Origin of the sequence: Salinactinospora qingdaonensis (assembly GCF_039539445.1) — a bacterium.
GTDB classification, from domain to species: domain Bacteria; phylum Actinomycetota; class Actinomycetes; order Streptosporangiales; family Streptosporangiaceae; genus Salinactinospora; species Salinactinospora qingdaonensis.
On record NZ_BAABDD010000014.1, the window covers coordinates 1 to 15,415 of the forward strand.

Annotated in this window: 12 protein-coding genes; 6 read left to right on the top strand and 6 right to left on the bottom strand. The window is 68.2% G+C overall.

The features are described from left to right. Positions 1-740: 740 nt before the first annotated feature. Positions 741-2,462 carry a 2-isopropylmalate synthase gene (gene leuA / locus ABD848_RS15235; RefSeq protein WP_344972359.1) on the top strand — a complete coding sequence of 574 codons (1,722 nt, stop codon included), beginning with the start codon at positions 741-743 and terminating at the stop codon, positions 2,460-2,462. A gap of 129 nt (positions 2,463-2,591) precedes the next feature. Here leuA and ABD848_RS15240 read toward each other — a convergent pair whose 3' ends face one another. Further along, positions 2,592-3,302, bottom strand: coding sequence for a CAP domain-containing protein (locus tag ABD848_RS15240; protein ID WP_344972362.1), 711 nt, complete (start codon positions 3,300-3,302; stop codon positions 2,592-2,594). Between the two features lie 316 nt (positions 3,303-3,618). On the opposite strand from ABD848_RS15240, the gene recO reads away from it, so the two are divergent. From recO to ABD848_RS15255, 3 genes are read left to right on the top strand one after another with little or no spacing between them, the layout of a single operon-like run. After that, positions 3,619-4,350, top strand: a complete 732-nt coding sequence (gene recO / locus ABD848_RS15245) for a DNA repair protein RecO (RefSeq protein ID WP_344972364.1) — start codon at positions 3,619-3,621, stop codon at positions 4,348-4,350. Next, on the top strand, positions 4,347-5,183 hold the full coding sequence (locus tag ABD848_RS15250) for an isoprenyl transferase (protein WP_344972367.1): 837 nt from the start codon (positions 4,347-4,349) through the stop codon (positions 5,181-5,183). Before recO ends, ABD848_RS15250 begins: the two co-directional genes overlap by 4 nt. A 10-nt stretch (positions 5,184-5,193) precedes the next feature. Further along, entirely contained in the window at positions 5,194-5,985 is a 792-nt protein-coding gene (locus ABD848_RS15255; RefSeq protein ID WP_344972369.1) for an SGNH/GDSL hydrolase family protein, read from the top strand. 63 nt (positions 5,986-6,048) lie between these two features. Here ABD848_RS15255 and ABD848_RS15260 read toward each other — a convergent pair whose 3' ends face one another. Genes ABD848_RS15260 through ABD848_RS15275 form a run of 4 tightly spaced genes read right to left on the bottom strand, consistent with a single transcriptional unit; the run spans position 6,049 to position 8,578 of the window. Next, entirely contained in the window at positions 6,049-6,447 is a 399-nt protein-coding gene (locus ABD848_RS15260) for a Fur family transcriptional regulator (protein WP_344972372.1), read from the bottom strand. Beyond that, positions 6,444-7,343: a metal ABC transporter permease gene (locus ABD848_RS15265; protein ID WP_344972571.1), complete on the bottom strand. Its 900-nt coding sequence runs from the start codon at positions 7,341-7,343 to the stop codon at positions 6,444-6,446. The genes ABD848_RS15260 and ABD848_RS15265 overlap by 4 nt, the downstream gene beginning before the upstream one ends. Beyond that, the gene (locus ABD848_RS15270) at positions 7,336-8,181 is read right to left on the bottom strand and encodes a metal ABC transporter ATP-binding protein (RefSeq protein ID WP_425567553.1); all 846 of its coding nucleotides are present in this window, start codon (positions 8,179-8,181) and stop codon (positions 7,336-7,338) included. The genes ABD848_RS15265 and ABD848_RS15270 overlap by 8 nt, the downstream gene beginning before the upstream one ends. 31 nt (positions 8,182-8,212) lie before the next feature. Continuing rightward, entirely contained in the window at positions 8,213-8,578 is a 366-nt protein-coding gene (locus ABD848_RS15275; RefSeq protein WP_344972374.1) for a DUF6703 family protein, read from the bottom strand. A gap of 336 nt (positions 8,579-8,914) precedes the next feature. Here ABD848_RS15275 and ABD848_RS15280 point away from each other — a divergent pair, with 336 nt between their 5' ends. Both ABD848_RS15280 and ABD848_RS15285 read left to right on the top strand, forming a co-directional pair. Beyond that, positions 8,915-12,685: a bifunctional glycosyltransferase/CDP-glycerol:glycerophosphate glycerophosphotransferase gene (locus ABD848_RS15280; protein ID WP_344972376.1), complete on the top strand. Its 3,771-nt coding sequence runs from the start codon at positions 8,915-8,917 to the stop codon at positions 12,683-12,685. Between the two features lie 132 nt (positions 12,686-12,817). Then, positions 12,818-14,209, top strand: a complete 1,392-nt coding sequence (locus ABD848_RS15285) for a glycine--tRNA ligase (RefSeq protein ID WP_344972378.1) — start codon at positions 12,818-12,820, stop codon at positions 14,207-14,209. A 352-nt stretch (positions 14,210-14,561) separates the two neighbouring features. Here ABD848_RS15285 and trhA read toward each other — a convergent pair whose 3' ends face one another. Beyond that, positions 14,562-15,227, bottom strand: coding sequence for a PAQR family membrane homeostasis protein TrhA (trhA, locus tag ABD848_RS15290; RefSeq protein WP_344972575.1), 666 nt, complete (start codon positions 15,225-15,227; stop codon positions 14,562-14,564). Positions 15,228-15,415: the final 188 nt, after the last annotated feature.

The window sequence follows — 15,415 nt, forward strand, 5'->3', positions numbered from 1 at the left end:
CGTCCAGATGGACATAGAGTGCGGTCAGAAGGGCGTCCAGGTTTTTGGTCACACATCGATCATGGGCGCCCTTCGCCATGTCCGCGACCGGCCACAAGATTCCCATCAACGATCTAGGTTCTGTTTTTCGAACGACTGGGGTGGGGGGTCGTCGTCGGCTCGTGCCTCGATCGCTGCGCGGTCTCGCCAGCCCGCGGGGGCGACAGCGGAGGCGCTCACCCACGTCACCCACCGTCTGTCCTCGCCGCCCTTGCCCAAAAACAGAACCCCGTCCGAACGGGGGAAACTTTTCCTCACGTGCCATTGCCCGTTGCCGGCCTCACACAAGATCCCGCCCACAACACGGTTGGGTCAGGGACGTGCGGCGCGGTGTGGGGTGGAGCCGAGGGCGCGAGCAGGCGGATTCGGAGAACCGCCCGCGGCGGCGGTGGCGTCCTCCAGGGCCGGGTGCGCCGCCGCGGCATCGGCCCCGGTACCACCCCCGTCTTCGCGAAGTGGAGGGTCGGCGCCGGCCTCCTGGGGGATGCGAGGGCCCACCGGACGCGGAGAGCTTCGGGGGGGCTGACGTTTCTCGCGCCCAACGTCTGCTACGGTGTCTACCGTTATGCTGCGCGAGCTGCTCCTCCTTAGTGGCCGCGGCGGGGGCCGATAAAAAACGGCCGGCTCCCTCGCCGCGGGGCTTCGGCATGTTCTGTCGGCCGCACCGACCGCCAGCACTTGAGTTTTCGAGGAGCTATTTCATGATGCCGCAGCAGCAACCCAGTGGTATGCCCTTTCAGCGCTACACGCCTTTCCCAAGGGTCGATCTGCCGGATCGAACGTGGCCGTCCGCGACCATCACCCAGGCCCCGCGCTGGCTGTCCACCGATCTGCGTGACGGGAACCAGGCACTGATCGAGCCCATGGACCCCGAGCGCAAGCGTGAGATGTTCGACCTGCTGGTCACGATGGGCTACAAGGAGATCGAGGTCGGTTTCCCCGCGGCCAGCCAAACCGACTTCGACTTCGTACGTAGCCTGATCGACGGCGAGGCGATCCCCGACGACGTCCAGATCTCGGTGCTGACCCAGGCGCGCGAAGACCTGATCGAACGCACCGTGCAGAGCCTGGTGGGCGCCAAACGCGCCACGGTGCACCTGTACAACGCGACCGCGCCGCAGTTCCGCCGGGTGGTCTTCGAGGTCGACCGCGACGCCTGCAAGGCTATCGCCGTCGAGGGCACCCGCCACGTCATGAAGTTCGCTGAGCAGTACCTGGCCGACACCGAGTACTTCGGCTACGAGTACTCACCCGAGATCTTCATCGACACCGAACTGGACTTCGCGCTGGAGGTGTGCGAGGCCGTCATGGATGTCTGGCAGCCCGGTCCGGGGCGCGAGATCATCCTGAACCTGCCGGCCACGGTGGAGCGCGCCACCCCCAACGTCTACGCCGACCAGATCGAGTGGATGAGCCGCAACCTGTCGCGGCGCGAGCACGTATGTCTGTCGGTGCACCCGCACAACGACCGGGGAGCCGCCGTGGCCGCGGCTGAGTTGGCCGTCATGGGCGGGGCCGACCGTGTCGAGGGGTGCCTGTTCGGCCATGGGGAACGCACCGGCAACGTCGACCTGATCACCCTGGGCATGAACCTGTTCAGCCAAGGTGTGGACCCGATGATCGACTTCTCCGACATCGACGCCATCCGCAGCACGGTCGAGCACTGCACCCAGTTGCCGGTAGCCCCGCGCCACCCCTACGGCGGTGAGCTGGTCTACACGGCGTTCTCCGGCTCCCACCAGGACGCCATCAACAAGGGCCTGCGCTCCCTGGAAGAGGAAGCCGAAGCAGCGGGCACGCCGGTGAACGAGTATCCATGGCAGGTGCCCTACCTGCCTATCGACCCCAAGGACGTGGGCCGCACCTATGAGGCGGTCATCCGCGTCAACAGCCAGTCCGGCAAAGGCGGGGTCTCCCACATCCTGAACCGCGACCACGCGCTGGACCTGCCGCGGCGGCTACAGATCGAGTTCTCCCGCGCGGTGCAGGAGTTCACCGACGCCGAAGGCGGCGAGTTCTCCGCTGAGCGGCTGTGGGAGATCTTCACCCAGATCTACCTGACCGACGGGCCGCTGGGGGTGATGGCGCACCGCTCCAGCACCAACGGCTCGGAGGGTTCCTACACGGTCAGCGCCGACGTGCGCTTTGAAGGCGAGATCCGTGAGGTCACCGGTAACGGCAACGGTCCCATATCGGCGTTCGTCGACGCGCTGGGGGAGATCGGGGTCAAGGTGCGGGTGCTGGACTACGTCGAGCACGCCATGAGCGAGGGCGGCGACGCGCGGGCCGCCGCCTACGTCGAGGCCGAGGTGGAGGGGCGCACGGTGTGGGGCGTGGGCATCCACGCCAACATCACCACAGCTTCCTTCCGGGCGGTGTGCAGCGCCGTCAACCACGCGGCCACCATCGCCGCCAACCGCTGAGAATCGCTGAGAAGCACTGGCGCGCCGGTCCACCGAGGTTTCTCGGTGCGCCGGCGCTCGGGCCGGGGCACCGGTGCCCCGGCCCTCAGCTCAGGCGGTGCTCGCGCTTCAGTCGAACGGTCACCACGTTCAGCGGCGCCCGAACGTCTGCGTCCAGTAGGTATCGACCTCGGCCACCCCGACCGCCCTGTTGTCACAGTTGAGGATGTTGGCGCGGTGGCCAGGGCTGTCCATCCAGCCCGCCATGACAGCTTCCGCCGAGCGGTAGCCGGCCGCGACATTCTCCCCGGACCACGCCTCGTATCCGGCGTCCTCGGCGCGCTCGGCCGGCCCCTCGCCCTCGGGGCTCTCGTGGGCCATGTACCTGCGGGTCGCCATGTCTTCGCTGTGTACCTCGGCGGCTTTGGTGAGCTGTCGATCCACCCGCAGCGGCTCGCAGCCGGCATCGGCGCGTTCGGTGTTGGCCAACTCGACGACCTCGGCTACTTCCGCCCGCAGCGTTTCGAGCTCCCCGGTATCGCCACTGAGGTCATCGGGCGGTAGCGGCGTTTCCTGCCCTCCGCTGTCCTCGGGTGGGGCGATGTCGAGCGCGCTGGGCACAGCCGTGGCCGTCACCGGCTCCGCCGAACTGTCGGGGCTGGGCCGGGTGGTAGGCGTGGGGGCGGCACCGTCGCCGGCGTCGGGGAAGAAGTCCGTGGGCGGGCGCTGCTCACTGGAGGTCGGCGGTGAGGCCGCCCCGGCGTGATCGGGCGTGCCGCCGGCGCCCTCGTAGGCCAAAGCACCGAGGGTCAGCGCCCCCGCCAGCCCCAGTCCTACGGGCAACGCGACCAGGCCCGCCACAAGGGGCCGTCCCCAGCGGCGGCGGGGCGCCGACCGTTTCGCGCCATTGCGGCGGCGCCCACCTGTGCCCGCCATGGTCCTGGCGCCGCTACGGCTCCCGCTTCCCCGTGGCATATCCCGCCTCTATTCGCTAACGAATGATCCCTTAGTGACTTTTGTGCGGGATGGTAGAACAAATCCACCCTAAAGGTGTCGCCGAACGGTGGTGTGTCCCGTGGCCCCGCGTAAGCCGGCGACGCCTGTCCGCCTGCCGCCAGGGGTGGCAGTGATTTCGGGCTGGTTCGCCCCACGTCCAGCGATCGGCAACAATGGAAGCGTGAGCCTCTACCGCGATGAAGGCATCGTCTTACGCACCCAGAAACTGGGGGAGGCCGACCGCATCGTCACCCTGCTGACCCGGCGCACTGGGCTGGTGCGCGCGGTCGGCAAGGGAGTGCGCCGCACCAAGTCTCGTTTCGGTGCCCGACTGGAACCCTTCACCCATGTCGACCTGCAATGCCACACGGGCCGCAGCCTGGACGTGATCACCCAGGCCGATACGGTGCGCGCCTATGGCAGCCCCATCGTCGACGACTACGCCCGCTACACCGCGGGCACCGCGATGCTGGAGACCGCCGAGAAGATCGTCATCGTGGAAAAGGACCCCGCGCTGCGACAGTTCCTGCTGCTCGTGGGCGCCTTGCGCACCCTAGGGGAGAACAGCCACGCTCCCCGCTTGGTGCTCGACGCCTATCTGCTGCGCTCGCTAGCGGTGGCCGGCTACGCCCCGGCGCTGCACGACTGCGCCGGCTGTGGCGGGCAAGGGCCGCACCGTTCGTTCGCCGTCCACGCCGGTGGCGCGGTGTGTTCGGTGTGTCGTCCCGCTGGCTCGACCAGCCCGGCCGCCGAAACGCTGCACCTGATGGATGCTCTGCTGCGGGGCGACTGGCCCGAGGCCGACGCCAGCCAGCCCCGGACCCGCAGCGAGTGCAGTGGCCTGGTGGCCGCCTATCTACAGTGGCACCTGGAAAACGGAATCCGATCCCTGCGCCTGGTGGAGCGTGCGTGAGTCTGTATAAATCCTCGTCGTCGAAGTCCGCTAAGCGGGAGGTGCTGCCGCCCGACCCCCATCCCAGCGGTGCCCGCCCCCCTGAACTGCCGCGCGAGGTGATCCCGCGCCACGTTGCCCTGATCATGGACGGCAACGGCCGCTGGGCCAAGGAGCGAGGGCTGGCACGCACCGAGGGCCACAAGGCCGGGGAGAGTTCCCTGTTCGACGTGATCGAAGGGGCATTGGAACTGGGCATCCCGTGCCTGTCGGCCTACGCCTTCTCCACGGAGAACTGGCGGCGCTCTCCCGACGAGGTGCGTTTCCTCATGGGGTTCAACCGTGACGTCATCCGCAGGCGCCGCGACGAGCTGCACGCCCGAGGAGTGCGGGTGCGCTGGGCCGGCCGGCCGGGACGGCTGTGGAAGAGCGTGATCAGCGAGTTGGAGCACGCTCAGGAGCTCACCAAGGACAACGACGCGCTCACGCTGCAATTCTGCGTCAACTACGGGGGACGCGCCGAGATCGTCGACGCCGCCGCCGAGATCGCTCGGGCCGCCGTGGCCGGCACGATCAACCCTGATCGCATCACCGAAGAGACCGTGGCCAACCACCTCTACACGCCCGGGATGCCCGACGTCGACCTGTTCGTGCGCTCCTCGGGAGAGCAGCGCTACTCCAACTTCTTGCCCTGGCAGTCCTCCTACGCCGAGTTCGTCTTCCTCAACACGCTCTGGCCCGATTTCGACCGCCGTCACCTCTGGCACGCCTGCGAGGTCTTCGCCTCGCGCGACCGCCGCTACGGCGGAGCGGTGCCCAACCCGGTCGAGCCCGGTCCCAGCAGCCAAGAGTGAGGGAGTCCCCATGAGCATCCTCGACACGTGCGGCGACCGGCTGTCCTATGTGGCCATTGGCGACAGCTTCACTGAGGGTGTCGGCGATCCCTACCCCGATGAGGGAGCCACCCCGCAGCATTTCCGGGGCTGGGCCGACCGCTTCGCCGCGCACCTGGCCGAGCAGGTGCCCGACGTCCGCTACGCCAACCTCGCGGTACGCGGCAAACTGCTGCGCCAGATCATGATCGACCAGTTGCCTGAGGCTGTTGCCAAGCGCCCCGACCTAGTGAGCTTCAGCGGCGGGGGAAACGATCTGCTGCGCCCCGGCAGTGACCCCGACCGCCTGGCGCGGGTGGTGGAACGGGGGGTGGCCGAGCTGCGCGAAGCCGGTTGCGAGGTCCTCCTGTTCACTGGCGTCAACTTTCCCTCCGGCTACATGCGCGCGCTCATCGGCACGTTCGCGCGGTTCAACATGAACCTGCGCGCGATCGCCGATCGCTACGGCTGCTATCTGGTGGACCAGTGGTCCATGGAGGTGCTGACCGACCGCCGTGCCTGGGATCGAGACCGATTGCACATGTCGCCCGAGGGGCACCGGCGGCTGGCATTGAAGGTGTGCGAGGTGCTGGGCGTTGAGGTAGCCGAGCGCTGGGACGAACCGTGGCCTCCCGCTGAGCTGCTGGACTGGCGTACCGCGCGCCGGGAGGACCTGCGTTGGATACGTACCTTTCTCGCGCCGTGGATCGGACGGCGTCTGACCGGCCGGTCCTCCGGCGACGGGGTGAGCGCCAAGCGCCCCGAATTGCGGCAGTTGTCCTAAGAGTCGCCCGCGGTACCGGCCCGGCGCTGGCTGGCGGTCGTGCCGCGGGCGGCCCTTCTCGGCTCAGCCGTGCACAGCCGGCTGCCGCGCGGCTGCGCATTCGCCGCAGGTGCCGAACACCTCGACCGTGTGGGTGAGTTCGACGAAGCCGTGGCGCGCGGCGACGTTCTCGGCCCATTTCTCCACGGCGGGCCCTTCGACCTCCACGGCCCGCCCGCAGGAACGACACACCAGGTGATGGTGGTGAGTGTCGGTAACGCAGGCCCGGTAGACGGCCTCGCCGTCGTCAGTGCGCAGGCAGTCGATTTCGCCTGCGTCGCTGAGAGCCTGCAATGCTCGGTAGACGGTGGTCAACCCGATCTTGGAGCCTTCGGCACGCAGATCGGCATACAGGTCCTGGGCGCTGCGAAAGCCGCTGCTCTCGTTCAGCGCCCGGCGCACGGTGTCGCGACGTGAACTCAACTCGATACGCTCCCCGACTCGGTCTGGGGCATCGTACCGACCATGGCACGTTTTTCCTCGATCGGGGAGGTCCTACCGGTGTGGCGATAGCGACGCAGTACCCGTCCGACGACGACGGCGCAGGTGAACACGGCCAAGGCGATCAGTACGATGGCGGCGCCCGGAGCGACATCGGCGTAGTAGGCGGTCGACAACCCGCCCAGTGCCGCGAGGACGCCGATGACCACTGCCAGGGCCATGGTAATGCGGAAGCTGCGGCTGAGCTGCTGGGCCGCGGCCACGGGGACGACCATGAGCGCGCTGACCAGCAGCACCCCCACCACCCGCATGGCGATGACGACGGTCACAGCGGCGGTAACCGCGATCACCAAGCTCAGTAAGCGCACCGGCAGTCCGTGCGCCCGGGCGGTGTCCTCGTCTTGGCACAGCACGAACAGTTCCCGCCCGAAGTAGCCCAGCACGGCCAACACCACAGCGGCCAACCCCGCGACCACGTAGACGTCGGTGGCGTTGACGCTGCTCACCGAACCGAACAGGTACGCGGTGAGTGTGGCGTTGTTGGCGCCGGGAGCCAGGCCGATCAGCAGCACGCCACCGGCGATGCCGCCGTAGAACAGCAGCGCCAGCGCCACGTCGCCGCTGGTGCGCGCCCGCACCCGCACCAGTTCGATGACGACGGCGCCGGCCGCGGCGACCACGAGCGCGGTGAGCACGGGCGAGGTGCTGGTGAGAAATCCCAAGGCGACGCCGGTGAGGGCCAGGTGGCCGATGCCGTCACCCAACAGGGCAAGTCGCCGCTGCACCATGAAGGTCCCGATGAGGGGGGCGACGAGACCGACCAGTACGGCCGCGAGCAGCGCCCGCCGCATGAAGTCGTAGCTGAGGAGTTCAATCACCACGGCTGACCTCGAAGGTGGGAACGGCCGGCGGCGGGCCGGTGGAGGAGTAGTCGCTTTCGGCGTGCGGGTGCACGTGGTCGTGGCCCGGGCGGGCGCACTCGCCCTCCGGACGCGGGGGCGCGCCCTCGTGGGTGATGCGGCCGTGGGAGAGCACGATCGCGCGGTCGATCAGCGGTTCCAGGGGGCCCAGTTCGTGTAGCACCACGACGATGGTGGCCCCGCGGGCCGACAACGCGGTGATGGTGTCGGCTAGGGCGCGTTGGCTGGCGGCGTCGACGCCGGCCAACGGCTCGTCCATGATGAAGGTGTCGGGGCGCGCGGCCAGCGCGCGGGCGATGAGTACTCGCTGCTGCTGGCCCCCGGAGAGTTCGTGGATGGAGTCGTGGGCGCGGTCGGCCAGTCCCACAGCCGACAGGGCCTCGGTGACGGCCTCGCGGTCGGCGGCTGTGGCGCGGCGCAGCCGACGCCGACGCACCACCTGGCCTGAGGCGACGATTTCGCGCACCGTGGCGGGGACTCCGCCGCCGGCGGAGAGTCGCTGCGGTACGTAGCCGATGCGGCCCCAGTCGCGGAAGCGCCGTGGCGGCTGGCCGTGGATCTCAACTGTGCCACCGGCCAGGGGAGTGAGTCCTAGCAGTGCCCGTACGAGGGTGGATTTGCCCGAGCCGTTGGGGCCGAGCACGGCGATGATTTCGCCGGTCTCGATCTCCAGGGTGGCCCCGCGCAGAGCGGGACGGCGGTCGTACTCCACCACCGCGTCGTGGGCGCGAAACGCTATGGCGCCTGGACGGCTGTGCCGCTTTGAACGGTCGGTGCTGGAAACATCAACGGACACGTCCAAATTCTCGCGAAAATGAAAACGGTTGTCAAATGACCGCGAAAAGCCCGGTTTGCAGGAGGGCGAGCGCGAGTACCACACTGACCAGCACACATCGGGCAGCCTTCTCCGTCCGGCTGAACCGCGGCCAGGTCAGGTAGGCGAGCCAGGCGAAGAACACGGCGAGAACGGTCAGCAGTATGGCCCCCACCGGCCCTTGCAGGGCCAGCCCGGCCAGAAACAGCACTGCGACCGTCACGGGGAGTACCCAGCTCGGGGCGTTATGCAAGAAGACCAGCGGCACCGCGCTGCGCTCCTCGACTTTGCGACGCAGTGAACCCGGCGGGGCCGCTGCCGGCTGGGGCCCCTCGGCGCTGTCGCGCGACTGCCCAACGTCATCGTCGCGTTCGGCCACGTATGTCCTCCCGAGCGCTTGACCGACATATGAACCCTACGACACATTCCACCTTCTGCGGCGTGCCGCGGTCACCCCCTGCTAACGTCCTCACTGGTCACTTCGCCCGACCGGTTGATGTGCCACGCGCCACCGCCGGTTGTGGGAATGTTGATCACACGCGCCCCCCGTTGCCGTTATGTTGGGTGCACAGCACGCGACGCAGCGCAATATGGCGTGCTCGGGCGCCACTCTCACATCCGTGCGCAACGGCCACACATTTTGTCCGGCTGCTGGAGGTAGGTGGTCCTGAGGCTGTCAACCACTCCGCAGAAACCGATCAGGGGGAGTTGATCGATGCCTACGCTCAGCGTCATCGTCACCTTCGATGCGACCGAGCCTCACCTGCGGTCCTGTTTGGACTCGATCTCCCGCCAGACGCTGTCCGCCCAGCAGACCGAAATCATTCTGGTGCCGGTGTGGTCCACCCCCCAGCAATGCCCCTCCTTCGGCGAGGAAACGGCGAGCAGTGCGGCGAGCGCAATCCCGGCCGGCGATGATGCTGACGAGGACAGCGAAGCCACCGACGCCGCGCGCGCCGAAGGGCTTGCCGTCGCTACGGAGGCGGGGGCGTGCCTGCCCAACGGAGCGCCCCTGACGCTGGACCGGAAGGGCGCCACCAGCCACATCCAGGCCCGCGTCCGTGGCGCGCGCCGTGCCACCGGCGACTATCTGGCCTTTCTCGTCGGCAGTGACGCTGTCACCAGCTACGCCTACGAGCTCCTCCTCGACTCGCTGGGACACAGCGGCTCCGACATCGCCGCCGGCGGTGTGTACCGCTTCAACGAACTCGGCTCGCGGGCCTCACGCGCCCACGCCAAGATCTTCACCCGCACCCGCACCGCCACCCACGCGCGCCTCACCACCGCCCTGACCGGCGACCGGCTCTTCGGCAACAAGGTGTGGCGCCGCTCCTTCTGGGACACGCTGCCCCCGGCCCCCGACGACGACACCACCGCCGACCTGTTCGTCGTGGCCGCCCATTTCGCCGCCGCAGCCGTCGACACCCGCCACGCGCCGGTGTACCTATGGCGCGACGCCCAGACCACACCCGACCTCAGCGACACCGCCACCCTCACCGCACGGCTGTCGGCCATGGCCGCACTGGCGGCGTCCTTGCCAGCCAGCGACCGCGCGGTCTGGGACGGCGTGGCGCTGCGTCGCGACATCCGCCATATCCTGCTGCGTCTCGACGACACCGACGCCGCCGGGCGGGAGCGTTTCCTTGAGCTCACCAACGCCTACCTCGACGCGGTCGACCGCACCGTACTCGACCACCTTGAGGCGCTGCACCGCCTGAACTACTACCTCGTGCGCAAGCGCCACCTCGCCGCCCTGCTGGAGACACTCACGTTCCAAAAGAGCGTCGAACTCAAAAACGCGCCGGTGGTGCGCCGCGGGATGCACTACTACGTCAACTACCCCTTCTTCGAGTCCAGCGCACCGGCCGGCGGCGAGAGCGACGTCGAGCCCGCCGCCGGCCACGTTCGCGTGCCGCGCGAGATCTACCGGATCGACTCCGAACTGCGTGTGCGGCAAAAGACCGAACGGGTCGAGTGGCGCGACGGACGTCTCGTCGTCGCCGGCCGGGTCGGCCTGCACCACCTGCGGCCCCGCCGCCGTTGGCAGCAGCACCTGCTGGCCTTCGCCGTCAACACCACCACCCGGCGCCGCATCCCCGTACCGGTGAAGGTCCGTCGGGCTGCCGAGTACCGGCTGCCCGACGTCGCCGACGCCGCGCGCCACGACTACGGCGGCTTCGAGATCAGCGTCGACCCCGCCAAGCTCCGTCTGGGAGGCCAGTGGCACGACACCAGTTGGAAACTGGAGCTCGTCATCCTCAACCGGGGCTTCGTCCGGCGCCGTATCGTGGCCAACCCGGTCTCGGGTCCGCCGGAGCGTCCGCCCTACCAGCGGGTCAGCGGCGGCGACGACGACAATGAGGGCACCAGCAACGCCGTGTGGATTCGTCCGAGCTGGGACAGCCACGGCCATCTCAACATCGCGGTCGAGTCGTTGTTGGCGCGGGTCAGCGGCTACCGGATCGACCATGCTCCCAGCGGGGCCCACCTGTGCATCGAGGGAGAACTGGTGGCCCCGCCCGCCGCCGAGGCCACCACGTTGCGCCTGACCCGCCTGCCCGGCACGGCGTCGCTGGACTACTCTCTCGACATCACCGGTGCACGCTTCCTCACCCGCATCCCCGTGGCCGGCCTGCTCGCCCACGCCCTCAACGAGGGGGGCGGTGCGCTGCGTCAGGAACAGTGGAACGTTCGGCTACACACCCCTGACGGCACGGACCTGCGCCTGGTGCTGCCCGACGAGATCGCAGCGGAGTCCCACCCCGCCGGTGACGGTCACCACGAGGTCGCCGTCATGCGCACCAGTAGCGGGCACCTGCGGCTGCGAGCGGGCTGGGCGCGTCCGGTCATCCACAGCGCGGCCTGGTCGGGGCGCCAGCTCGTCCTCACCGGCACCTACGCTGCCGCCGCGCAATTCTCGCTGGTGCTCAAGGCCCGAGGCCGCGAGGAACGCCATGTGGTGCCCGTTGAACGCGACGGCCACGACTTCCGCGCGGTGTGGGCGCCCGCCGCGGTCGAGACCCTGTCGGGGCCACTGCCGCTCTCGGCGGGCAACTACGAGTTGCGCGCCCGTGTGCACCTGGACGGGGGCGCCGGCTCCGGGGCCAGCGGTGAGGCCGGTGCCGAAACCACCGAGATCGGCGCCGACCTCGCCTCAGGGTTCGTCTGGCAGCTCCCGCTGCCGATGGAAACGCCCGAGCGGACCTTCTCCTTCGCTGACACGGGCTTCGACACCCCCGTACTCAAGGTCAGTAGCGACCTGCGCGACGACGAGCGCGGCAGCTACGCCCAACGGCGGCTGCGCCAGGAGCACTATCCTGCCCAGCGCCACGAGCCGCTGCGAGAAGAGATCCTGTTCGACAGCTACACCGGGCGCCAGCTCTCCGACAGTCCCCACGCCATCTACGCGCAATTGCGTGCCGACGGCGGAGCCTGGGGCGATTACCCGATGTCGTGGCTGGTGCGAGACGGTCAGCTCAACCTCCCCGACGACCTCACCAAGGTCCGCCACAATGGGCGAGAGTTCTACGAGTCCCTCGCCCGCTCGCGCTACATCGTCACCAACTCCCGCCAGCCCGCCTGGTTCCACCGCCGCCCCGAGCAGACCGTGGTGCAGACCTGGCACGGCTCGATGCTCAAACGGATCGGCTTCGACATCGAGAACATCCGCGGCAAGTCGCGCGACTACCACGAGAAGCTCGCTTGGGAAACCCAGCAATGGGACTACCTGGTTTCGCCGAGCCCGTGGGCCACCCCGATCCTGCGGCGGGCGTTCCGGTTCGAAGGCGAGATCCTGGAGACCGGCTACCCCCGCAACGACATCTTCTTCTCTCCCCACCGCCACGAGGTGGCCCAGCGGGTCCGGCGCCAGTTGGGGCTGCCCGCTGACAAGAAGGTCATCCTCTACGCCCCCACGTGGCGCGACGACAAGTACTACACCCGCGGTCGCCACAAGCTCGATCTCCACCTCGATCTGCACCGGATGTACGACAAGTTGGGCGAGGATCACGTGCTGCTGGTGCGCCGCCACCCTCGCGTGGTCGACAGTGTGCCGGTGGTGGGGCGTGACTTCGTCTACGATGTGTCGCTCTACCCCGAGGTCATGGAGCTTTTCCTGCTCACCGACATCCTCATCACCGATTACTCGTCGATGATGTTCGACTTCGCCAACACCGGCCGTCCGATGCTGTTCTTCACCTACGACATCGACAGCTACCGCGACAACCTGCGCGGGTTCTACTTCGACTTCGAGGAGACCGCTCCGGGGCCGCTGCTGCGGGAATCCGACGACGTCATCGCCGCCATCTTGGGAATCGACGACGTCGCCCGTGCCCACGCGCGGCGCTACCAGGACTTCGTCGACACCTTCTGTCCCCTCGACGACGGCCACGCCGCCGCCCGCGTCGTGGAGCGGGTCTTCGGCCGGCGGGCAGCCCCGCCGGCCGGCTCTCAGGGCGCGGCTCGCCTGGCCACGGAAACCGAGTGACGTTGCACCGCGCCGCGCGTAACGTCAATGGTGCACGTCGCGACCGCCTAGACTGGGCGTCCGTCATCGGTAACTGAGAGCGTCGCGTTCCGCGATCCGCCGACCGCCAGTTGGATGGAGAGTCTGACAACTATGGCCGTCAAGTCAGAGGCTGTGGACACCCTGGTCAACCTTGCCAAGCGCCGGGGGCTGGTCTATCCCTCAAGTGAGATTTACGGGGGGCTGCGCGCCTCATGGGACTACGGGCCGCTGGGCGTGGAGCTCAAGAACAACATCAAGCGCCAGTGGTGGCGCGCCATGGTCCAGGAGCGCGAGGACATCGTGGGGTTGGACTCCAGCGTCATCCTGGCCCGCGAAGTCTGGGAAGCCTCCGGGCACGTCCAAGAGTTCGTGGACCCGCTCACCGAGTGCCAAGCCTGCCACAAGCGTTTCCGTGCCGATCACCTCATCGAGGGCTACCAAGCCAAGCACAGCCAGGCCCAAGACGCGACGCTGGCCGACGTGCCCTGCCCTAACTGCGGCGCGAAGAGTTCCTTCATGGAACCGCGGATGTTCAACGGACTGTTGCGCACCTACCTTGGTCCGGTCCAGGACGAGTCGGGGCTGGCGTTCCTGCGCCCCGAGACCGCCCAGGGCATCTTCATCAACTACAAAAACGTCGAGCAGTCCGCCCGCCGCAAGATCCCCTTCGGGATCGGCCAGATCGGTAAGTCGTTCCGTAACGAGATCACCCCCGGCAACTTCATCTTCCGCACCCGCGAGTTCGAGCAGATGGAGATGGAGTTTTTCGTTCGTCCCGGCGACGACGAGGAGTGGCACCAGTACTGGATCGACACCCGCATGCAGTGGTACGTCGACCTAGGAATCAGCAAGGACAACCTCCGGCTCTACGAGCACCCCAAGGAGAAGCTGTCCCACTACTCCAAGCGCACCGTCGATATCGAGTACCGGTTCAACTTCGTCGGTACCGAGTGGGGTGAGCTGGAGGGCATCGCCAACCGCACCGACTTCGACTTGAGCACCCACTCGGAGAAGTCCGGTGCTGACCTGTCGTATTTCGACCAGGAGAGCAACGAGCGGTTCGTGCCCTACGTCATCGAGCCTGCGGCCGGCGTCGACCGGGCGCTGCTGACGTTCATGCTCGACGCCTACTACGAGGACGAGGCGCCCAACGCCAAGGGCAAGATGGAAAAACGCGCCGTCATGCGGCTCGACCCGCGGCTGTCCCCGGTCAAGGTCGCGGTGCTGCCGCTGTCGCGCAACTCTGACCTTTCGCCCAAGGCCCGGGACCTCGCCCGGCAGTTGCGCAAACGCTGGAACGTGGAGTTCGACGACGCGGGAGCCATCGGCCGCCGCTACCGGCGCCAAGACGAGATCGGCACCCCGTTCTGTGTCACGATCGACTTCGACACCCTCGACGACAATGCGGTGACCGTGCGCGAGCGCGACACCATGAGCCAGGAGCGGGTCTCGCTGGACCAGATCGAGATGTACCTGGTGGAGCGGCTGCCGGCCGGCTGCTGACGGCGCGACGGGCTGTGCCGGTCGGCGCGTGTCAGGCCCACCGGCACAGGCGAGACAGTCCACGAGTGCGGTGCGCGGGTGGGGTGCTGGAGAAGCGGCTGTGGCGGTGGCGACGGCCGTGCGCTCTGCGCGCCCGCATGGCGCCGGATTGGTAAGCGTGAGGCGGTCGGACCCGGGGGGAGATGGTCTCCGACCGCCTCACCGGTCCACCGCTATGGCGGTGAAACCGGTTCCCAAAATAGCGGGAGCGTTCCCGGGGAGAGCGCGGTTTCGTCCTTGCCGTCCGACCGCGTAAGGCAATTGTGATTCGCCCTCCCCGGGGTTCAGGGGTGCCGCGGCCCTTCTTACGAGGTCAGCCGGCGGCGTAGACAACGAACGAGACGGCGATGTACTGGCAGACGTAGGCGGCGATCGTCAGCGAGTGGAAGACCTCGTGGAAGCCGAACCAGCGTGGTGCCGGATCGGGCCGTTTCATGGCGTAGACGAGTGCCCCGAGGCTGTAGAGGAGCCCGCCGACGAGGATGAGAATCCAGGTGGCCGGGTGCGTGCCGCCTAGGAGTTGCGGGATGAAGACCACCGCGACCCAGCCCACGGCGATGTAGAGCGCGGTGGACAGCCATCGGGGCGCGTTGAGCCACACGAGTTTGAACACCACACCGGCCGCTGCCGCGCCCCAGACGATCGAGAGCATTGCTACCTGGAGCGCCCCGTCGAGCACGAGCACCACGAACGGCGTGTAGGTGCCGGCGATGATCAGGTAGATGTTGGAGTGGTCCATCCGGCGCAGCAGCGCGAGGGGCTTCGGCGGCCAGTGGCCCAGGTGGTAGACGGCCGAAGTAGTGAACAGCAGCACGGCGCTGCCCGCGTAGATAGCGCTGGCGACGCGCCCCGCCACGGTCGGGGCCATGATGACGAGCACAAGGCCGGCGGCCAGCGCGACCGGGGCGGTGCCGAGGTGTAGCCAGCCGCGCAGCCGCGGTTTGACCACGTTGAGCAGGTCTCGCGGAACCTGGCTCACCGGGTGTGCCGGGGCGGTGGGGCTATCCCCGCCGTCCTTGCCACTGTCGCGGTCGTTCCCGGCGTACCGCAGGGTGTCGTTGGCAGGATCTACAGCCACGATTTGGTCTCTTCCATCACGTGTGAGCCGGGAGGGCCACGGTCGGTTGCCGGGCGTGCGCGGGGCGCGCGAACGCCCATCCTGAGCGG